This window comes from Ktedonobacter sp. SOSP1-85 (assembly GCF_016587415.1).
Lineage (GTDB): Bacteria > Chloroflexota > Ktedonobacteria > Ktedonobacterales > Ktedonobacteraceae > Ktedonobacter.
The window spans coordinates 1,321,532-1,341,820 of the sequence record NZ_BNJI01000001.1; the positions used below are offsets into that span (position 1 = coordinate 1,321,532).

General features: G+C 54.8%; 22 protein-coding genes. 9 read left to right on the forward strand and 13 right to left on the reverse strand.

Translation table 11 applies throughout. The features are described from left to right. The first annotated feature begins 2 nt into the window (after positions 1-2). The gene (locus KTE_RS05750; RefSeq protein ID WP_201379435.1) at positions 3-1,010 is read left to right on the forward strand and encodes an ABC transporter ATP-binding protein; all 1,008 of its coding nucleotides are present in this window, start codon (positions 3-5) and stop codon (positions 1,008-1,010) included. 210 nt (positions 1,011-1,220) lie between these two features. Here KTE_RS05750 and KTE_RS05755 read toward each other — a convergent pair whose 3' ends face one another. Both KTE_RS05755 and KTE_RS05760 read right to left on the reverse strand, forming a co-directional pair. Beyond that, entirely contained in the window at positions 1,221-1,598 is a 378-nt protein-coding gene (locus KTE_RS05755) for a response regulator transcription factor (protein ID WP_201371583.1), read from the reverse strand. A gap of 169 nt (positions 1,599-1,767) precedes the next feature. Beyond that, entirely contained in the window at positions 1,768-2,214 is a 447-nt protein-coding gene (locus tag KTE_RS05760; protein ID WP_201371582.1) for a response regulator transcription factor, read from the reverse strand. Positions 2,215-2,583: 369 nt separating this feature from the next. Between KTE_RS05760 and KTE_RS05765 the strand changes: the two genes are divergently transcribed. Next, positions 2,584-3,606, forward strand: coding sequence for a ThiF family adenylyltransferase (locus tag KTE_RS05765; protein WP_236600293.1), 1,023 nt, complete (start codon positions 2,584-2,586; stop codon positions 3,604-3,606). 205 nt (positions 3,607-3,811) lie between these two features. Further along, positions 3,812-5,488 (forward strand): methionine--tRNA ligase, encoded by a 1,677-nt coding sequence (gene metG, locus KTE_RS05770; protein ID WP_201379436.1) that lies wholly within the window; start codon positions 3,812-3,814, stop codon positions 5,486-5,488. Positions 5,489-5,569: 81 nt separating this feature from the next. Here metG and KTE_RS05775 read toward each other — a convergent pair whose 3' ends face one another. The 8 genes from KTE_RS05775 to KTE_RS05810 all read right to left on the reverse strand — a co-directional run bounded on the left by KTE_RS05775 (position 5,570) and on the right by KTE_RS05810 (position 12,157). Further along, complete coding sequence (locus KTE_RS05775) at positions 5,570-6,184, reverse strand: GNAT family N-acetyltransferase (RefSeq protein ID WP_201379437.1); 615 nt, start codon at positions 6,182-6,184, stop codon at positions 5,570-5,572. 93 nt (positions 6,185-6,277) lie between these two features. After that, positions 6,278-7,312 (reverse strand): ROK family protein, encoded by a 1,035-nt coding sequence (locus KTE_RS05780; RefSeq protein ID WP_201379440.1) that lies wholly within the window; start codon positions 7,310-7,312, stop codon positions 6,278-6,280. Positions 7,313-7,320: 8 nt separating this feature from the next. Further along, positions 7,321-8,487, reverse strand: coding sequence for a tRNA (adenosine(37)-N6)-threonylcarbamoyltransferase complex transferase subunit TsaD (gene tsaD, locus KTE_RS05785; protein WP_201379442.1), 1,167 nt, complete (start codon positions 8,485-8,487; stop codon positions 7,321-7,323). Between the two features lie 146 nt (positions 8,488-8,633). Further along, positions 8,634-9,278 (reverse strand): ribosomal protein S18-alanine N-acetyltransferase, encoded by a 645-nt coding sequence (rimI, locus tag KTE_RS05790; protein ID WP_201379444.1) that lies wholly within the window; start codon positions 9,276-9,278, stop codon positions 8,634-8,636. A gap of 22 nt (positions 9,279-9,300) precedes the next feature. After that, positions 9,301-10,104, reverse strand: a complete 804-nt coding sequence (gene tsaB, locus KTE_RS05795) for a tRNA (adenosine(37)-N6)-threonylcarbamoyltransferase complex dimerization subunit type 1 TsaB (protein WP_201379446.1) — start codon at positions 10,102-10,104, stop codon at positions 9,301-9,303. Next, entirely contained in the window at positions 10,085-10,648 is a 564-nt protein-coding gene (locus KTE_RS05800) for a tRNA (adenosine(37)-N6)-threonylcarbamoyltransferase complex ATPase subunit type 1 TsaE (protein ID WP_201379456.1), read from the reverse strand. Before KTE_RS05800 ends, tsaB begins: the two co-directional genes overlap by 20 nt. 248 nt (positions 10,649-10,896) lie before the next feature. Continuing rightward, positions 10,897-11,430 carry a zinc ribbon domain-containing protein gene (locus tag KTE_RS05805; RefSeq protein WP_201379459.1) on the reverse strand — a complete coding sequence of 178 codons (534 nt, stop codon included), beginning with the start codon at positions 11,428-11,430 and terminating at the stop codon, positions 10,897-10,899. Between the two features lie 346 nt (positions 11,431-11,776). Continuing rightward, positions 11,777-12,157: a YraN family protein gene (locus KTE_RS05810; RefSeq protein WP_201379460.1), complete on the reverse strand. Its 381-nt coding sequence runs from the start codon at positions 12,155-12,157 to the stop codon at positions 11,777-11,779. Positions 12,158-12,359: 202 nt separating this feature from the next. Here KTE_RS05810 and KTE_RS05815 point away from each other — a divergent pair, with 202 nt between their 5' ends. The 4 genes from KTE_RS05815 (at position 12,360) to ruvA (ending at position 15,242) form a co-directional block, all read left to right on the forward strand. Beyond that, positions 12,360-13,100, forward strand: coding sequence for an alpha/beta fold hydrolase (locus KTE_RS05815; protein ID WP_201379461.1), 741 nt, complete (start codon positions 12,360-12,362; stop codon positions 13,098-13,100). A gap of 173 nt (positions 13,101-13,273) precedes the next feature. Next, positions 13,274-14,035 carry a YebC/PmpR family DNA-binding transcriptional regulator gene (locus KTE_RS05820; protein ID WP_201379462.1) on the forward strand — a complete coding sequence of 254 codons (762 nt, stop codon included), beginning with the start codon at positions 13,274-13,276 and terminating at the stop codon, positions 14,033-14,035. Positions 14,036-14,064: 29 nt separating this feature from the next. Continuing rightward, on the forward strand, positions 14,065-14,613 hold the full coding sequence (ruvC, locus tag KTE_RS05825) for a crossover junction endodeoxyribonuclease RuvC (protein WP_201371569.1): 549 nt from the start codon (positions 14,065-14,067) through the stop codon (positions 14,611-14,613). 38 nt (positions 14,614-14,651) lie between these two features. Next, positions 14,652-15,242 carry a Holliday junction branch migration protein RuvA gene (gene ruvA / locus KTE_RS05830; RefSeq protein ID WP_201379463.1) on the forward strand — a complete coding sequence of 197 codons (591 nt, stop codon included), beginning with the start codon at positions 14,652-14,654 and terminating at the stop codon, positions 15,240-15,242. Positions 15,243-15,343: 101 nt separating this feature from the next. Here the strand turns inward: ruvA and KTE_RS05835 are convergent, their stop codons facing one another. Beyond that, positions 15,344-16,285: a GNAT family N-acetyltransferase gene (locus tag KTE_RS05835; RefSeq protein ID WP_201379464.1), complete on the reverse strand. Its 942-nt coding sequence runs from the start codon at positions 16,283-16,285 to the stop codon at positions 15,344-15,346. A gap of 138 nt (positions 16,286-16,423) precedes the next feature. On the opposite strand from KTE_RS05835, the gene KTE_RS05840 reads away from it, so the two are divergent. After that, positions 16,424-17,065, forward strand: a complete 642-nt coding sequence (locus KTE_RS05840; protein ID WP_201379466.1) for a hypothetical protein — start codon at positions 16,424-16,426, stop codon at positions 17,063-17,065. Positions 17,066-17,077: 12 nt separating this feature from the next. Here the strand turns inward: KTE_RS05840 and KTE_RS05845 are convergent, their stop codons facing one another. Continuing rightward, a complete protein-coding gene (locus KTE_RS05845; protein ID WP_201379468.1) occupies positions 17,078-17,482 on the reverse strand; it encodes a hypothetical protein in 405 nt (134 codons plus the stop codon). Between the two features lie 180 nt (positions 17,483-17,662). Then, entirely contained in the window at positions 17,663-18,622 is a 960-nt protein-coding gene (locus tag KTE_RS05850; protein WP_201379470.1) for a response regulator, read from the reverse strand. A 991-nt stretch (positions 18,623-19,613) separates the two neighbouring features. Here KTE_RS05850 and KTE_RS05855 point away from each other — a divergent pair. Then, positions 19,614-20,288 carry an alpha/beta hydrolase gene (locus KTE_RS05855; protein ID WP_201379472.1) on the forward strand — a complete coding sequence of 225 codons (675 nt, stop codon included), beginning with the start codon at positions 19,614-19,616 and terminating at the stop codon, positions 20,286-20,288. The last annotated feature ends 1 nt before the right edge of the window (position 20,289 follow it).

Sequence of the window (20,289 nt, forward strand, 5' to 3'; positions counted from 1 at the left end):
CGATGGTACAACAGCAAGTAGAAACTCCAAAGCAGACTGGAACCACTCTCGTCGATGTAAAAGGCTTGAAGGTTCACTTCCCCATCAAGGGCGGTCTCCTTGGTCGCCAGGTTGGTTCGGTCAAAGCCGTAGATGGTGTCGACCTGCACATCCGCCGTGGTGAGACGCTCGGCCTGGTAGGAGAGAGCGGCTGCGGGAAGAGTACAACGGGTCGCGCGATCCTTCAGCTCATCAAACCGACCGCTGGTAGCGTCAAAATCGATGGCGCCGAACTCACGACGCTCCCAGCGGCTGAGGTTCGACGCAGGCGTGCCCAGATGCAGATGGTCTTCCAGGACCCCTATGCCTCGCTGGACCCGCGCTTCACCATTGGCCAGATCGTGTCTGAGCCTCTGGAGAACTTCAATCGCGGCAACGCCAAGCAGGTCCAGGATGAGGTCGCCAGCCTGCTCAAGACGGTGGGCATCAATCCCTCCTACGTCAACCGCTTCGCGCACGAGTTTAGCGGTGGTCAGCGTCAGCGTATCGGTATCGCCCGCGCCCTGGCACTGCGTCCATCCTTTATCGTTGCCGACGAGCCGGTCTCGGCACTTGACGTCTCGATTCAGGCGCAGGTCTTGAACCTGTTGCAGGAGCTGCAGGGACAGTTTGGTCTGACCTATCTCTTCGTCGCCCACAACCTCTCGGTCGTGAAGCATATCAGCGACCGCGTGGCCGTGATGTACCTGGGGCGCGTAGTAGAACTGGCCAAGAGCGAGACGCTCTATGAAACGCCACTTCACCCCTATACCCAGGCGCTTCTCTCAGCGGTCCCTGTGCCTGATCCGACCATTGAGTCACGCCGCAAGCGTATCATCCTTGAGGGTGACGTACCCAGCCCGGTCAATCCACCCAGCGGCTGTAACTTCCACCCCCGCTGCTGGAAAGCCCAGGCCATCTGCCGCGAGCAGATCCCCCAGTTGGAGGAGAAGCAGCCCAATCACTTTGCGGCCTGCCACTTCCCTGGCTAGCTACTGCCTGCTCGTTCCCTTTCAACTCGAGCACACAGAGACAGAAACACAACAGGAGAGGGGTTCTCAAATTGAGAGCCCCTCTCCTGTTGTGTTTCACACAAACCTCTATATCACCAGCACATATAACTCCCCGCGAAGTGTCGCAGGCGCTGAGCATAGCTTATGACAGGGGAGAGATCAACAAGAACAAAAAAAGCCCCGCAAGGCTCAAACGTGGGTACGGCGCTCGAGGCGCTTGATACGTAAGAGGAGACGGATACGGGCCAGCAGGTGTTGCCCATCAAATGGCTTGACGACATAGTCATCCGCGCCCGCGTCAAAGCCAGCGACCTTGTCCTGGAGCGTTGAAAAAGAAGAGAGAAGCAAGATGGGAAGATACGAGAGGGAGGACCTGGCGCGCACATAGCGACAGAGTTCTAGCCCATCTTCCGATCTCAGGTGAACTTCTAGCACCAGGATATCGGGAGGAGCTTCTTCAAGCGCCTGTTTGGCCTCTCGTAGAGAGGCTACAGATTGAACAGTGAACTGGTCGCCAACCACGCGTTGTAGTTTCTCGTATGCAAGCACTTCACTGTCGACGAGCAAAATACTTAACCTACGCAATACCTGTAACCTACATGCTTTGTATTACGCCGTGGCCAGGGTATGGCCGCCGGGGACCAAGCTACAAATTTGTTTACTCAAGATGAGAGTAAGAGAGAGGTACTATTTAGTGCCGCCTTTTCGATACGCGCGCGAGCAGCACAGGAACGATCTATTCGCAATCAGTCTGCGTGCGCACGAGGTGATCAGTACGATTCTGGCGCTCCTGAGGTGTCAGGCGCAGGACCCGCTCAATAGCCTCATTTAAGGCGGTTGGCTTAAACGGTTTGGTCAGGTATTCATCGGCCCCTGAAAGTAAACCCGTCATCTGATCTTCTTCACGCGTCATCGCGCTTAAAATAATCAGCGGAATATCAGCCGTGCGAGCATCACCACGCAGGCAGCGCACGAGTTGATAGCCACCCATACGGGGCATCTTCACATCTATAATCACGCAATCTGGATGCTCGGCATAGACCTGCTCCAGCCCTTGCACGCCATCATAGGCAACCGCAACCTGATAGACGCCCTGCAAGTTTACCGCATACTTGATGAGTTCCACAATGGTCGGATTGTCATCGATAACCAATACTTTTTTTATAGCATTCCCGCTATTCATAAAAGGTTCCCCATCACAAAACACAACCGTACTGGTTACAGGTTTCGCAGAGTTATTACTCTTTTGCATTGTAACACAGTTCTCTTCTACTGCCAACTTGGATTCTTCTGATTCGCGCACGCCTCGCTGGCTACTACATGCGTCCTTCCGAATGGGCAACGACACTGCTATATTAGTATGGTACATCATATATTCAGTAGGAGCAACTTGAAACAACATACCTCTGATGCAGACTACTGGGATGAGTCCTTGAAGCTCCGGAGAGAGCCAGTATGCCAGATGTGCCTATGTATGTTAGAATACACTGGACATGCGTACTATTTTCGCAAACAAGAAATTTCAGCAGGCACAGCGAAGGGAAACATTGTAATGCTCGAACGCTATTCACGCCAGACACTCTTCGGACCCATTGGCAAGGAGGGGCAGGAGCGACTGCATGCCTCCACAATCGCCATCATTGGCTGTGGTGCTCTGGGCACTGTTCTGGCAACGAATCTGTGTCGTAGCGGCATTGGGCACCTGACGATTGCCGACCGAGACTACATCGAGCTCAATAACCTGCAGCGCCAGATTCTCTTCGACGAAGAGGATGTCGCCAGGCGCCTGCCCAAGGCCATCGCCGCCGTTGAGAAACTGCACAAAGTGAATAGCGAGATTACCATTGAGGCTCGAGTCGAGGATATCCAGGCCGAGAGCATCGAGGAACTGGTACGCCAGAGCGACCTGGTCATCGATGCCACCGATAACTTCGAGACACGGTATCTGCTCAACGATGCCTGTATCAAGCACCAGCGCCCCTGGATCTATAGCGGGGTCATTGCATCGTATGGCGTCACCATGAATATTCTCCCGGGTGAGACACCCTGTCTGCGCTGTGTTTTTCCCGAGATGCCCCTGCCCGGTACCACGCCTACCTGCGATACGGCAGGCGTGCTCAATGGTATTGTTGGTACAATCTCAGGAATCGCCTCAACTGAGGCGCTCAAAATACTTTTGCAGAGTGAGAAAATCAGTCGTGACCTGGTCTGGATGGACCTGTGGGAAAACACGGCTGAGCGCATCGCGCTCCCACGGCAACCTGATTGCCCCGCCTGTGGAGAACACCATTATGAATTTCTTGACGCGGAAGTCGGGTCCGTCACCACGACCCTGTGCGGGCGAAACGCGGTGCAGGTACGTAGTACTTTTGGGAAGGGTGGAGGAAGATTGGATTTTGCCGCGCTCGCGGAACGTCTCGCTTCAGTAGGAGAGGTGCAGTACAACGATTTCCTGCTGCGCTGCGTCATTGATGGCTATGAACTCACCATCTTTCCGGACGCGCGGTCCATTATCAAAGGGACAGATGATGAACAGGTCGCACGCTCTCTCTACGCACGTTTCATCGGCATGTGACCTTCAACTACTCACCTGATGTGCAACTTTTTTGCGTAACTTCTCGCGCCTACGGCGCTCGCCCGGGTAGGAGGTGTGGTGCGTGCTGGTGGCCTGCGGCCACCAGCACGCACCACACCTCCTACCCGAAATAACTTGCACGTGGGGTCAAACATAACATCACACACGACTTTTACCACTATGTAAGGGAGATTCTAAGGAACTCATGAGTGAACATATTCTCGTTTGCGTCGCCTGGCCCTATGCCAAGACATCAACCCATGTAGGCCAGGTTGTTGGCGCCTATCTTCCTGCGGACACGTTCGCACGCTATCACCGCATGGCAGGCAACCAGGTATTGATGGTATCGGGCAGCGATGAGCATGGCACTCCCATTCTCGTTGATGCCGAGCGCCAGGGCATTTCGCCCCGGGAGTTTGTCGCACGCTATCATCAGCAAATTTGCGAGGTCTGGGAACGCCTGGGCATATCCTGGGATCTCTATACCGAGACCGGCACAGAGAACCACTACCGGATTACGCAAGACTTTTTCCTGACCCTGTATGACAAAGGCTACATCTTCAAAGATACCATGCAATCGCCATACTGCCCCACAGACCGGCGTTTCCTTCCCGACCGCTATATTGAAGGGACCTGCCCCCACTGTGGCTATGATTCCGCGCGTGGCGACCAATGCGACAACTGTGGCAAGACGCTTGATCCAGTGGACCTGATTCGCCCACGCTGTCGCCTCTGCGGAAGCAAGACCAGCACGCTCGAAATGCGCCAGACCGAGCACTTCTTCCTGGATCTCCCCAAACTCCAGGAGCCACTTGCAGAATGGCTCAACCAGGGCAAAGAGCACTGGCGCCCCAATACCCTGGCCTTCGCGCTCAACTGGATCAAAGAGGGCCTGCGCGCACGCGCCATCACACGCGACCTGGATTGGGGCGTCCCCATTCCCATTGAGGGCTACGAAGACAAGCGCATCTATGTCTGGTTCGATGCCGTCATCGGTTACTTCTCCGCCAGCGTGGAATGGGCCGAGAAACAGGGCAAGCCCGAGGCCTGGAAGACCTGGTGGGTACCAGGCCAGACCGATCCAGCCGTCAAGGCCTACTACTTCATTGGCAAGGATAATATTCCCTTCCACACCATTATCTGGCCCGCCATGCTACTCGGCTATGGCAATCGGAATCTTCCCTACGATGTGCCAGCTAATGAGTTTATGACCATGAGTGGAGCCAAGGCCTCCAGCAGCCGCGGCAACGTCATCTGGACGCGTGACGTGCTTGAGCGTTACAGCGCGGATACCTTGCGCTACTACCTCTCGGCGACCGCGCCCGAGGGACGCGACACCGACTTCACCTTCGATGAAATGCTGCGCCGTAACAACGACGAGCTGGTTGCCACCTATGGCAACGTTGTCCATCGCACACTCACCTTCTTGCAGAGCAAATTCGGCGGAGTCGTGCCTGAGCCACGCGAACTCAATGAGGCTGACCGCGCCATCCTGGCCGAAGTTGAGCGCGGCTATAAGCAGGTGGCGCATAGCATCGAGCAGTGCCACCTCAAAGATGGTCTCCAGGCCGCCATGGTGGTCGCCCGCGCCGCGAACCGCTACCTGGACGAGCAGGCCCCCTGGAAGCAGATTAAAGTGGACCGTGAAGCCGCTGGCACCACAATCTATGTGATGCTCCAGGTGTTGAGCGCGCTACGCATCCTCTTCTGCCCCTATCTGCCCTTCTCCTCCCAGAAGCTGCATGAATATCTGGGCTTTACGGGCGATGTAAGCAAGCAGGCATGGCGCCAGGAAGGCGTGGCGGCTAACGCGACACTACCCAAACCCGCGCCACTCTTCCCCAAGCTAGAGAGCGACCAGGCCGAGGTCGCGGTAGGTTAAATAATTTGGTGAAGAAAACGTGATGCGTTCTGGCAGCCGCAGGCTGCCAGAACGCATCACGTTTTCTTCACCAAATATCTCCTATGTAGGGTTTGAGGCGAGACGCTTGCCCATCAGGATCGCAATCTCGTGCTCAGAGGAACCAGGAGGATAGGAATGCTGCTGAATACCCCAGATTTCCAGGCCATTGTGCAGGTAGAACTGGATGGCGGGATAGTCGATATTTTGTGTCTCCAGCACCATTGCCCAGCAATCACGTTTTCGTGCCCAATCCGCCGCGCAACGCAGCAACAGCGAACCGACGCCGTAGCGCCGATACTGTCGCCCGACGATTACATCTTGAATACGCATCACGGCATGTTCGGGATCAATACTGAGCAGGATCGCGCCAGCGATATGACCCTCCGCTATGGCGACATAACCGCCTTCAATCTCTTGTAGTTGTTGCGCGACATCTTCCAGCGTTCGTCTCGCGAAGAAATCTTTGTAAATAGGAGGATCGACCTGGGTCTCCAGTAAGTCAAAGGCAAATGCCAGGCGGCTCAATTCTTCAGGCGCGGCCTGCGGGAGAAGGTGATCGCGCACATGCAGCGTGTACACACGATCCGTTTCAAAATCATGCTCTAATTTATAGAGGTCCGGGGCGTCATCGACCTGCACAGCGCGCACTTCGATGTGGGGTGTCTCTTCGTCCATGACAACAGCCACCAGAGTCTTTCTGGCCTAGAGGCCATAGGCGGCGCCACCGCCCTTGAGCGATGACGCCACATTCATTACATAGCAGCCTGCCTACTTTTTCTGCTTGCCGTTATCCTGGGCCTCGCCATCTAATTGAATGCCCACGGCCATAGCTCCCATGCAGGCCGCTCCCACCACGCCGGAGAAGTCGCCAAGCTTGGCCTTATGGATAGGTGTACGACGCGCAGGTGTTGCCAGAGCCGCGGTACGCGCCCGATGCTCGGCCGTATCGAAGAGCAGGTCGATGGCTTCAATCACGCCGCCACCCAGAATAATGCTCTCGGGATTGTAGACGTTCATAATACTGCCCAGAGCAATACCGAGGTAGTTCGCCGCTTCCTCCACCACCTCAATTGTCAGTTCATCCTTCTGGCGAATGGCGTCGGCCAGGATACCCGAGCGAATAATCGTCTCGCCCTGTTTCAGTTGGCGCTGCGCATCGCCTGCCAGAACCGATTGACGACCATGATGGATTTCGGCCATAATGGCGCGGGTGATCGCTGTACGCGAGGCATAGGCCTCCAGACAGCCACGCGCACCACAACCACAGATGCGTCCACCAGCCTGAATCACCATGTGCCCAATCTCGCCAGCGGTCCCGGTGCTCCCTGTGTAGAGATGCCCCTCCTGCACGATACCCGAGCCAATACCTGTCCCAACAAAGACGCAGATAAAGTTGCTGTAACCGCGACCGGAGCCATAGAAGAACTCACCACGCGCCGCCACCTCGACATCGTTGCCGACCGCGACTGGTACGTTGAATTGTTTCTGTAGAATTTGTCCCAGCTGCATATTGCGTACGCCCAGATTAGGGGCATCGATGATCACTCCATTCTGGCGGTCAATCATGCCCGCGGCCCCCACCCCAATCGCCACCAGGTTATCACTCGCGTCCAGGTTTGCGCTCTGAATGGCTGCTGTGGCCAGCTCAATGGTCCGCTGGCTGACAAAATCGGCGCCACGCTCAGCACGTGTACGCTTACGCGCGGAGGCCAGGACCTCGCCCGTGTGCACATCCACGACAGCGGCAAGCGTTTTGGTTCCTCCCAGGTCAATACCGAGAGCATAGGTTTTTTGTTTTGGCATTTTCCACGTCACCTTTGAACAAATGGCAAACTAAGACCCGGCTGCACATCAAGATCAAGCCCATGCCGCTCTCCCCGGCTCAGGTGGAAAAAGGCCGCGCTTGCGATCATCGCAGCGTTGTCTGTACAAAACTCAATCGGTGGGTAGCTCAGTCGCACATGGAGCGGCGTCAGTTCGCGTTGTAGGCGCTCACGAAGGCTCGCATTGGCGGCCACTCCACCCGCCAGCACCACTTGCTTAACATTGTACTCTTGAGCGGCCTGGCGCGTCTTGACTGCCAGTACATCCACAATGGCTTCTTGAAAGCTTGAGGCCAGCAGAGCCACATCGGGCGCTCCCGCCTGCGCAGCCTGCTCGCCCATACGAGCATAGCGGCTTCCCTGCTTGGCCTGGCCAGTGCTGCGTAGCTCAGGCGCGACCCCGGTTGCCCCCTCGGCCAAGTGCAGCATGGCCGTCTTCAAACCACTAAAGCTGAAGTCATAGGTACCACGCAGCCAGGCCCGTGGCAAGAGATAGGCTTTACGAGCCTGCTTCAGTGATTTCTTCTGTTGGCGCAGTTCCTCTTCGACCCGCTGTGCCGCCTGCTGGATAGCTGGCCCTCCTGGATACCCCAGGCCTAGAATACGCGCGACCTTGTCAAAGGCCTCGCCCGCCGCATCGTCACGCGTTTGGCCCAGCAATTCATAGTGTCCATGTTCGCGTACCAGCACGAGTTCGCTGTGAGCGCCAGAAACCACCAGGCAGATCAAGGGAAACTCTGGATCGCCCTCGCTGATGGCCCCAACGCCTGCCTGCGGTTGCTCACCCTGGCGCAACCAGTTCGCGTAAATATGCGCCTCCAGGTGGTTCACCCCCACAAAGGGTTTAGTACGTGCCAGGGCCAGTGATTTCCCTACGGTCAGGCCTACCAGCAGCGAGCCTGCCAGTCCCGGCCCATAGGTAGCTGCAATCGCGTCCACATCATCCCAGCCACAGTGTGCTTGCTCTAACGCAGCCTCCAGTACGGGGATAATGGCCGTGAGCTGCTGGCGCGAGGCAACTTCCGGCACGACTCCCCCATAACGATTATGTACCTCAATCTGTGAGGCCACGATATTTGAGAGCAGATAGCGCCCATCTTGAACAATTGCAGCCCCTGTCTCATCACAGGAGCTTTCGATACCCAGTACAAGCATAGATACAGTCCTAATAAATGAAGTAACCCGATGTGCAATGTGTTGGCGTGACGTCTCGCACCTGCGGTGCTCGTCAGCGTAGGTGTTTGTGGTAGCTCCTGGCGGCCTTCGGCTGCCAGGAGCTACCACAAACACCTACACGAATATTATTGCGCCTCTAACTTATGATACAAATCTGCTTTTAAGGCCAGGAACTGCTGACGATAGGCATCTGAATGAATCTCATCCGTCCACATGATAAGTGCATCTTCTTGATTATCACTGTAATAGCGATGGCGTACGCCTGCTTCTCGGAAGCCATATTTACGATAGAGGCTCTGCGCGGAATAATTTGAGACACGAACCTCAAGGGTCACCCACTTCGCACCAATCTCGTAGGCGATATCGATCAGGCTCACCAGCAGCAGTTCGCCCAGGCCCCGGCGGCGAAAATCGGGATGCATGGCGATGGTTGTCACATGTGCTTCATCAACCATGAGCCAGAGACCCGCGAAGCCCAGGATGGACGCCAACTCTGGCACCGGCATAGATATCGCCGGGCGATTGGGCAACAGTGAGAGCGGGAAGAGGCGATTCCGGCGTGGTTTCTCCTGATCCGCGGCTACAACCGTCGTTGTAGGCTCTCCATCTAGTAATTGTTTGTCACGCAACACAATATAATGCGCCCAACGATTGTCCTGAAGCTCTTTGCGATAGGCACTTGGTGGCCAGGTCGATGGATAAGCCAGGCGCTCTATTTCAATGACGCGCGGCACGTCTGCCATCGTCATTCGGTCAATGACGTAACGCACCCTTCTCCCTTTCTGTTCTCGTTCAGCCAGCTTGTGTGGCTTCACTCTCCGGTGGCGTCACGCCTGCGAGCAACGGTTGTTTGCGTGTGCTCTTCGTGATAGATGGACGCCGCAAATACAATGGTTCAAGCGTGAATGGATCGTCGCTCTGACCCATGCGTAAACGCTGTAGCCCCAGCATAGCCAGTGTAGAGGCCCGGCGCGCTGACTCATGTGCTGTGGCGAAACGCCCCTGCGATCCCAGCAACGCCTGAAGCGCGACACGTGATGGCTGTTTCAGTTCGCCACAGAAGAGCCATGGTGGCGTCTCTGTGGCGGCCTCTGCCCCACCTGGCAAGCTCGCGCGCAGGTGTGCTACCAGGGCAGCAGGCTCCAACACGAGGTAATCGCCCTCACGCTCCAGGCGCCTCTGCACCTCGCCCTCGGGCGTAAGATCCTCCTGAGAGCGATAGCACGCGGCATACAATTCACCGCGCCCAGCCTCTAGAACGGCACAGATAGGCCCTTGCCAGGCAGATTGCTGCGCGGCAACACTATCAAGGGTGGGAATGGCCAACAGGGGCTTTTGCAGAGAAAAAGCCAGCGCCTTCGCTGTCGAGACAGCAACGCGTACACCATTAAAAGAACCCGGTCCGGCTGCGACGATCAGCGCTTCGACCTGTGCCAACGTGGACTGACAATCTGCAAGCAAGCGCTGCAGATTTTCCAGTAGCTCCACGCTGTGATTAGTGCCAGCGTTCCAGGTATATTCTCCAAGCAGCGCGTCTTCTGTACAAAGGGCGATGCTAGATTGTCGTGTAGAAGTATCAAAAGCCAGTAGAAGCATAAATTTGTTTCTGTAAATGTCGCAATAGCTCGCAATAGACTGTTCCAGTTGCGATGAACCGCAGGCGACGCTCCGTTTCATTGATAACCGATAGGTGGATCGCAAGGCGCTCTGGTAACCAGGAGATATCGGCATTCTCAGCCCATTCAATAACACAAACGCCCGAGCCTGAAAAATAATCTTCAAAGCCCAGGTCAAGTATCTCATCGGGGTCTTCCAGCCGATACAGATCAAAGTGATAGAGGGCCGGTCCTCTCTGCGAGGATACCGTAGACCACGAGCCAGCAATCCGCTCAGACTGCGCACGTGGCTGTCCCGGATACTCTTTCAAAATCGTAAATGTGGGGCTACTAATAGTAGTGGTAATCCCCAGCCCCTTCGCCAGCCCCTGCGTAAAGGTCGTTTTCCCGGCCCCTAACTGCCCCTCAAACAAGAGCAACTCCCCACCTCGCAATAAGGTACCCAGGGTACGACCAATATGCTGCGTCTGCTGCGTGCTCCGGCTGACAAGTTCGAGTGTCTCTCTTGGCAAATGTTCAGTCACAACCAGACAACCTTCACCACAACGCAACGCCTCCAGCAACGAATAGAGGCGCTGCTCTTCTATCTCGTGGAAAATTTCATTTATCCATTGCCAGCTACGTGCCAGAAAATACGTTCCTCGCATGCATAGGGCAGAATGGTGAACTTATTATAGCATACCTTCGTGACGACTATGCGACCTCACCAGTCAGCAACTGCTCACGCGTTAACGGCGCAATGCAGCAGTCGATGGGCAAGTAAGGGCCACACTTAGCGTAGTTTGGCCCCACAGGCGCGGCAATAGAGCGCATTGGGACGCACGACGCTCTTACAATTGGGACAGATCGTTTGCCCCTGCGCTGTCGGAGTATTGCCGGTCACTGGCTGATAGTTTGGCGCAACACTTGAAGCAGGGGGAGGCGTGCCAGGCTGTGGATTGGTGTTTGGATTCCCCTGGTTTGGAGAGGGGGGAGTGTAGTTGGTGGTCTGACCCGGGGCATACTGATCGGCCGGGTAGATCTCTCTTTTTACCTCATCTAACTGCTCTTCGCGCCGCTTCACATCATGATCAAGCTCGATAATGCTCGCGCAGAGACGCGAGAGCTGGGAATCCGTCAAAGCTCCCTGCTGATACAAGTTCATGGCTGTAACGGTCAGGTCATTCAAAAGCTGCTGGCGCTGCTCCAGCAGTTTATCAATCTCGCCTTGCTTGCCACGGACACGCATTTGTTTCTGCGCTTCCCAACTTGTGCGACTGACAGCGGTATTCAAGAAATTTTTTGCCGATTCAATAAAGTCACTCATCTCTGCCTCCAAAATCTGTGTCAGGTGTGCTTTTGGCCTGCACAACTGCTACATTGTATAGTATTTTCTTGATATCTGTCTATTTTTGCACGCCAACTGCTCTGTTAAAGTTCAATTGAAAGGTATTCATGCCGCCTGTGGCGGCATAGGAAAGGGACGCAGAGGGGCTGACGCCCCTCTGCACTCCCCTCTTTTCCTTTCCAATTGAGCTTTAAGGGACGCAGAGGGGCTGACGCCCCTCTGCACTCCCCTCTTTTCCTTTCCAATTGAGCTTTAAGGGACGCAGAGAGGCGTTAACCTCTCTGCACTCCCCTCTTTTCCTTTCCAATTGAGCTTTACCAGAATACTACTCTTCTATTACTGCGTGCTGGTAGAGCCGAATCTCTCTGGTCGCCCCCTGGGCATTCAGATCAATCGCGACGACATCGATACGCCATGAACGCTCAGTAAGCCCGTGATGAGTCAGGTAGTATTGCGCGACCTGAATGAGCTTGTGCTGCTTACGCTTATGCACAGCCTCTTCCGGCAAGCCGTAGCTCCGTCCCCGGCGCGCCTTAACCTCCACAAATACGAGGTCTTCTCCCTCTTCCGCGATAATATCAATCTCGCCAAAGACACAACGAAAATTGCGTGCCACTATATGATAGCCACACTCCTGTAACCTGGCTACGGCCAGATCCTCACCAAGTATACCCAGACTTCGCTGCACACTCTTTTTCTCTGGCACAACTCCTCCCATCCTCTTTATGGCTCTACAAAGCTAGTACGAAGCACCAGGTGAAATGTTGTGTCTGAGTATATTGAGGTGAGGGGCTGGCTGACGCCAGCCCCTCACCTCAATATACTTGCCCTGTGATACGATAGTGATATCAACGAAGAATATCTCGCTCACCGAAAGAGCGACCTCAAGGCAAGGAGGACTCACCCACATGCAGATAGTACCCAGGCCCCTGGTTTTCATCCATGGCTCAGGCGATAATGCCCGGATATGGGATACGCTACTGCCCTATTTTCAGCAGCAGGGGCAACACCCCACCTACGCGCTCGACCTCCCCGGGCATGGCAAGCGGACAGATACGCTGCCCGCGACGGCGAGCGTTGCCGACTACGCCAGGGAGGTCGCCCATATCCTGAGCAATGAGCTGCATCTCTCCTCGGCGATTATCGTTGGGCACTCCCTGGGTGGGGCCATCGCGCTCACGCTTGCGTTAGAGTATCCACAGATGCTCTCGGGGCTGGCCTTGATCGGCGGTGGAGCGCGCCTACGCGTCCATCCTACCTTGTTAGAGGAGGCCCAACACCAGCCAGGCATGGCCGCAGAGCGACTGACGGCGCTGGCCCTGTCACCCAGCACTAGCGCCAGCATGCTACCTCGCCTGTTACAACAGAAAGGCGCCAATGATATGCAGATGCTCTACCGCGACCTGGCCGCCTGCAATAGCTTTGATGTCATGGAACGCATCCCTGGGATCACGCTGCCAACCTGCCTGCTCTGTGGCGAGGATGATCAGCTCACGCCTCCTAAGTATAGTCGTTATCTCCAGCAGCAACTTACGCACGCATCTTTGCAGATTCTGCCCGACGCAGGACACTACGTCATGTGTGAGCAAGCGGAGGCGATCTACCAGGCGCTCTCATTGTGGCTACAAGAAATCGAAGGTAATGCCTAGCTACGCGCTGTCTCCCAAGGGAGATACACTAGCTCATCTCACCCCCTCGACGCTCTACGGCTGTTCGTGTTACAATAATCGAGCAGCACTTAAAACACGAGCATGACCATATGCTTGAGGCATATTTTCAACAATGTCACTTGTACAATAAGATCAAATTAGGGAGCAACGATATGTCAGGTCATTCTAAATGGGCGCAGATTCGCCGCTCAAAAGGCGTCAATGATGCACGCCGTGGTCAACTCTTCACCCGCCTGGGACGCGAAATCGTTGTTGCCGTACGTGAGGGTGGAAGCGGTGATACAGCAGCAAACTTCCGCCTACGCATGGCAGTTCAGCGTGCTCGCGACGCCAATATGCCACTCGACAATATTGAGCGCACGATTAAACGCGCGGTGGGTGGCGCCGAGGAATTCAGTCTGGAAGAGATCACCTACGAAGGGTATGGTCCTGGTGGCACCGCCATCCTGGTTCAGACCATGACCGAAAATCGCAACCGCACCGTTGCCGAGGTCCGTAACGCCTTTAACCGTAACGCCGGCAACATGGGTGAAAATGGGTGCGTTGACTGGCTCTTTGAGCTCAAAGGCATTATTGAGATTGAGCTGGCGGGCAAAGACCCCGATGAACTCTCGCTCGAAGCGCTCGACCTGGGCGCCGATGATGTGGAGCCGGTCGCAGCCGATAGCGAGACACTCACCATCTATACCGATCCTTCTGAGTTGGAGAGCATGCGAAAGGCGCTGGAGGAGAAGGGCTACACCATCGTCAAGGCCGAGACCTCGATGGTGCCGAAGACCAAGGCCGAGATCACAGACGAGAAACAGGCTCACCAGTTAATGCGCCTGATTGATAAGCTTGAGGACCTGGACGATGTCCAGGGTGTCCATACTAACGCTGACTTCCCTGAGGAGTTCGCGGCCTCGTATCAGTAGGCGCATAAAAAGAAAAGGGAAGCAGCCTCATGGATACCGTACGCGATCAAGCATCAGCAACTCGTCCGCGCATCGCGCTGGGTATCGACCCGGGCACTGCCATTGTAGGGTATGCGGTAGTGATGGCTCAGGGAAGTAACTTGAGCTTACTGGCCTGTGATGTCATCACTACCCCGGCCAAAACACCGCTCGCACAGCGCCTTCAGACAATTTATGCCGAACTCAGCAACATTATTGCCACCTTTAAGCCCCAGGAAGCCGCCATTGAAGAGCTCTTCTTCGCCAAAAATGCCCGGACCGCCATGACGGTAGGACATGCACGCGGCGTCGCCATGCTGGCTCTGGCGAATGGTGGACTCTCTGTCGCTGAATATAAGCCCAAACAAGTCAAACAGGCTGTTACTGGCTATGGGGATGCCAACAAGGACCAGGTAGGCGAAATGGTGCGCATTTTACTCAAGCTGACCGCAGTTCCCAAGCCCGATGACGCCGCTGACGCCGCCGCCATCGCTATTTGCCATCTGAATACCCTGCCCCTGGCCAGAAACTTTGCGAGCTACACGAGCTACCAGCGCTAGTAACCGCTTTCTAGCTCGTGAAACAGAATAGTAAAAAGATGATTACAAGTATTCATGGAATATTGCAAACCTGCCACCCCGACCACGTAACGGTACGTGTGGGTGGTTTTGGCGTCCAGGTCTTCGCGCCAGCCACCACCATTAGTGGCCTGGGTGAAACTGGCACCGAGGTAGAGCTACATACGCATTTTCATATGCGCGAGGACAGTATCGCGCTCTACGGCTTCGCGACCGAGATGGATCGCGACGCTTTTGAGCAACTCATCGCCGTCAACGGAGTTGGCCCACGTGTGGCCCTCTCGCTGCTCTCGGTGATGGATGCGCCCGCGCTCTATAAAGCTATTGCCGATGAGGATCAGCAGCGCCTGGGGCTCGCCAAGGGCGTTGGCAAACGCCTCGCCGCGCAGCTCATACTCGCACTCAAGGGCAAGCTACCATCTATCGTCCCCGCGGGCACGATCAGCGGTGTCCCTTCGGGCAAGCTTCAGGCCGAGGTGCTGGAGGCCTTGATGGGGCTTGGCTTCTCAAGCGCGGAGGCCCAGGCAGCCATTGCGAAAATTCCTCAGGACCAGGCCATGACCCTCGAACAGCAGGTGACCTACGCCCTACGCACCTTCTCTCGCTCATGAGGCAAAAGCGCCTGACAGGGGTCACGTCAGGCGCGCAATCGGTTCCACAATTCGCTTTGCGAAGAGATGATCATCGTGAATCAGCATTCATCCAGGGACTTTTAGCGCGTTAAGATGCGTTCGGCTTCGATATAGGTTGGACCTGCCTCGATAAACCCCAGGCGATGGTAGAGGTTGACCGCTGGAATGTTGAGGGTAATATTGAGCAGCACCGTTGCATAGTCCAGCTCGCGCAGGCGGCGAATACACCGCACGCCCAGGTACTGCCCCAGACCGATGTGCCGAAAGGCGGGAGCCACCACCATATGCCGGATGCGGGGCACACCCCGCTCTAGATGCACCAGAACGGCGCCCGCCAGGTGAAAACGGTCCAGGCTATGCTCAACGACAAAACAACATTCAGGCATAAATGGGCCAAAGGCGCCTTCTTGTATGGCTCGCGCCTCAGCACGCCACTCTCCCGGATCGGCATGGACATTGTCGGGGCCACCTGCGTACGCACGCTGCAACAAGATGCCTAGCTGCTCTACATCACCCTGGGTAATTTCTCGGACACGCAAGGAGGCAGGCAAGGGAAACAGGGGCATTGTGAGCTGGGTCGAGGCCACCATCACGGTGCGCCGGCGTAGTTCACGAAAATTGGCGGCGGCAAAGGAGGCGGTATAAGCCGCGGGATAGGTAGCCTTAATATAGCGTACGCCCAGGGCAGCCGCGCGCACCTGCGCCTCAGCTACCACCTGAGCCGCAACACTCCCGCCCGCGTCAAAGAGCAAGACAAAACCATCTAGAACGGCGGTCTTCTCCTCCTCGTCTTCAGCCACATAGAAGCGTAAGCGACCAACGGGCCTCTCGCCCTGCCAGAGGAGATAGCGCTGAGCCTGCTTTTTCGGCGGCTCACTGCGATATCGCTCGATTTGCGCCTCCTCCATTTCAAAGTGCAGCTGGTCCGCGCTCTGCCGGGTAACCGACACCCAGGTCTCGGCATCTTGTGGCAGTGCCTGGCGCCATTCGACAGAGTTACGCATCACGTCAGAATCAAGCATCGGTAGACCTCCAACAGCGAGGAACTATAGGAGAGCAGGTCTCCATCCTTGCCAATCTGAAAAGCTTAGGTTATACTCCAGAGGCGTCACACCAATAACGTACACATCGGGTTAGTGATAGAGATAGATGCTGACTGTATGGAATTACTTGTCGCTACCCTGACCTCGCTTCAGGCAGGGAAAGATATTGATAGCATAGCACGCATACGCCTGGTCTTTGATACGGCACGCAATGCTCCAGGAGTCATCTCCTCCAACCTGTATCAAGGTCGAGGCAAGCAGCCCTATTACCTGCTCCTGACCACCTGGGACGATGAAACCAGCTGGAAAAGCGCGGGCGAACGTCATAATCCACAGTTCCTCCTGCGTAGTAGTATGGCCGATCTGCTTGCAGGGCCTCCTCAGCAATGGTATATGCACTATCTCTGGGGATATAGCCGTGCTACAAGACAACCGGGCTTCGCGACAGTTCACCTGCTCTCCCTACCACCGCAGCAACTCAAGCGCGCCAACCAGGAATGCCTGCGCTACCTACATCAATTAACGCTCCAGGCCCCGCTGACCTTCGCCTTCCTGGCCTATGGCGTTTCTGATGGTCCCTCTCAATTCACCCAGCCCACATCCACAAGCAATGAGCCACAAACCATGCTCTTTGGCCTCTTTAGCTGGAGTAGTCAGGAGGAAAGCGAGGCCTTCTTTCAACACCCTCATACCCAGGCTCTGGGGAATATCCTTCAATCGCTAGGGAAGCTACACACGCTACCGTTTGAAATTCTTTAGCTCGCCCTTTACCTAATCGACGCTCGTCTCATGGACCGGGCGGTCATAATATTTTTTGAGTTCCGCCTGGAGAAAATCGCGCTGCTGCCACATCTGTGGCGTGAAGATGTGATACTCGCCATCACAGATGGGGGCCTCGTGCTTGTGCTTAAGATGAGGGAGCAAGCGAAAACGGATATTCTCCTCGACAACTTCAATCCACATATGCCGTCGCGTGTAGCCAGTCCCCCAACGGAACAGCACCATGGTATCGTACTCTTCAAAGTGGCCACGCCCCTTCAACTCGGTCGTGTTGATTGATTGAAGCATTTCTGGCAAGCCACTGACACGAAAGATACGCTTGGCGTTCTCGCGCTGCTGCTGACTATGTTCCTCCAGAGGTGAGGCGTTCGGTAGTGTCTCGGGTTCCTGATTCATACAGCCATTCTCTCTCTATGTTTGAGTTTGTGAGCCGGCGGCTCCCTCAGATTGTAGCAGATATCCCTATCTACGAACAGGCTTCATACCCAAGGCAAGACCTGATAGTAGTTACTTCACATCACTTACTTTCCGCGAAAGCGTCTTCCTTCAGGCATGCTATCGGCCTGGTTACCAGGCTTATACGCTTGCCCGAGGGGGTGAGAAGGGATAGGCGCAGTCGTGTGCAGGCATTTTGTCGATATGGCAGACATTCCCGGAAGACTGCTTTGCACGCCGTTTGGCCGTCGCGGTTAGGGAGCCTATCTCGTCGTGAAGATAACGACGTTGATCACTGACAATCCCAATCGAGAGGGAGACGAGTGGGAATTGATAGGGGCGGCCTTTGCGGTCTACCCCACTAATGGAGCCGCGCTCGACATCGTCTGGCCGATACAGTTGCAGGCTCTCGCGTTTATAGCGATTGAGGATGTGCTGATAGAGGACGGTAGCGCGCTCGGGGGTCGTTAAAATAATAAAATCATCGCCCCCGATATGGCCAACAAAGTCATCCGCGTTCCCATAATCATAGACGACGCTCTGGCAGATATGGCTTACGAGCAGGATCATGTCATTGCCAGCCAGAAAGCCATACACATCGTTAAAGGCCTTAAAGTTATCGAGGTCGAGATAGAGAATGCTCCAGGGTTCTGCGCTCTTGAGCTTATTATCCAGTGCCCATTCAAGTTGCAAGCCACCAGGAAGCAGGGTCAAGGGGGAGAGAGAGTATTGCTGGATACGACGGAGTTGTCTATGCACATGGGCTAGAAGCTCATCATTGTTGACAGGTTTAGTGATGTAGGCATCTGCTCCCATGTCCAGGGCACGCACCCGGTCATCTATTTCTTGTGAAGAACTGACGACGATAAGAGGAATGTGCATACTCTTGGGATGAGCGCGCAGCCTCCGCAGCAAAGCATATCCATCGAGACCACTGGTCGAAAAATCAATGACAATCACATGGGGAATGTCACGTAAAGCAAACTGTAGCGCAGCATCGCCATTGAGGTGCATCGCAGTTTGATAACCTTTGAACGCTAGCTTCTCTCGTAGCAGCTTAGTGATCAATTCCTCATCCTCGATGACTAAAATGCTGGACATATGCACTCCTGCCTCTACGTTTCATTTTACGCATTGTGTATACCTCACGTATACCACTCTTGTCATGAAACACTAACAATTTGTGGAAGCTTTTTGTCCGTGAGATTGCAATTTCTCTCCCGCTCTTACATATCGCTCTCATCAGTAAGCATCATCTGCTATCACCACTCTCCACGTACTCGTTCTCATGAAATATGCCGCATAGTATAGGTACTCATGTCTTCATTAGTAAAGCGTACTATGCGCTTTCCTCTACCAGCCCCCTGACAACCACCACCGCCTCTATGCTCAACAAAAATGTACTGAGCGCAAAAAACCTGCAAGCTTAAAGAACTTACCATCCAATGCACATATATGTGGGGTGGAAGGCTTCATACACAAGAGGCAATACTGCACCATAGACCCACAAAATAGAACTTACATGCTCGCTGTACGCTTGCCTCTTGCTGCTCATAGCACAGTGACGGATTACCAGAAAGGCTCGTAAAATAAAGGACATGTAGCGGAACGAGATCATGCATCTAGTTGACATACGAACGAACATAATTATAAATATGCATACATATGTCTTTAATCAGTATAACATCCTTCGTGGTCCATGCAAAGTATTTGCCACTCAATTTTGCCCATTTCGTCAATTTTTTTGCGGAACTCACAACATAGTGACTTTTGTACTACATAATGATGGGCAATAATAAGAATCCACACTTTTGTATTTTCTTGCGTTTATAATAGCGCCAGGAACGGTACAGATGCGCCACCATCTCTCTTCGCGCCTGCGGCGCTGATGGGTAAGGCGTGTGGTAGGTGGGTGCTGGTGGAGCCAGCACCCACCTACCACACGCCTTACCCCTAGATGAGCTTGCAAGCCGAGGCAGATAGAAAAAGAGAACTGGCCCCCAGTATTTTTCGTGAAAAGTTGACGCTAGTCCCAGGCTGAGATAAGATACGTTCCAGAAATATCTTCTTGATCAGGGGAGAGAGGCACAACATGACCTTATCAGCACCTGCGGAGCGAGCAATCTCCTTCTATAGCAAGGGGCAACCCGCATTTATCCTGGAGGGGGTCGTCCATGAACCGCTCCAGAAGATGCAGCTCGCGCCTGTCGTTATTTTATGCCATCCACAGCCTGCCAGCAGTAATATGAACGACAGTTTGCTCGTTGTCCTGGCGCGCGCCCTGGCACTGGCAGGGATGTACGCTGTGCGCTTCAACTTCCGTGGCGTTGGTCGCAGCCAGGGGCAACAAACCGATGGGCGCCTGGAACCATTGGACCTGGCAGGCGCTATCGACATGACACTCTCACTCCCAGGAGCCAATCCAGCCAAGCTCTGCGTTGTGGGGCATGGCTTCGGTGCTTATATTGGACTCCTCTATGCCCCATTTGATCAACGGGTACGTACGCTTGTCTCTGTGAGCCTCCCTCTCTTTCGCGCGACAAGTGGCTTTCCACGTCCCTTCGAACGCCCCAAGCTCTTTGTGACGGGCGAGTTCGACGAGATCTGTCCTCTCTACAAGCTAGAACCCTTTGTGGAGCAACAGAGCGGCCACAAGGGTATCAAAGTTATTACTGGCGCACGTCACCTGATGCGTGGCTTTGAAGAACCTGCCGTGCTCGCGATCCTGAATTATATTAATAAATGGGCGAGCATGCCTGGAGTGTAGT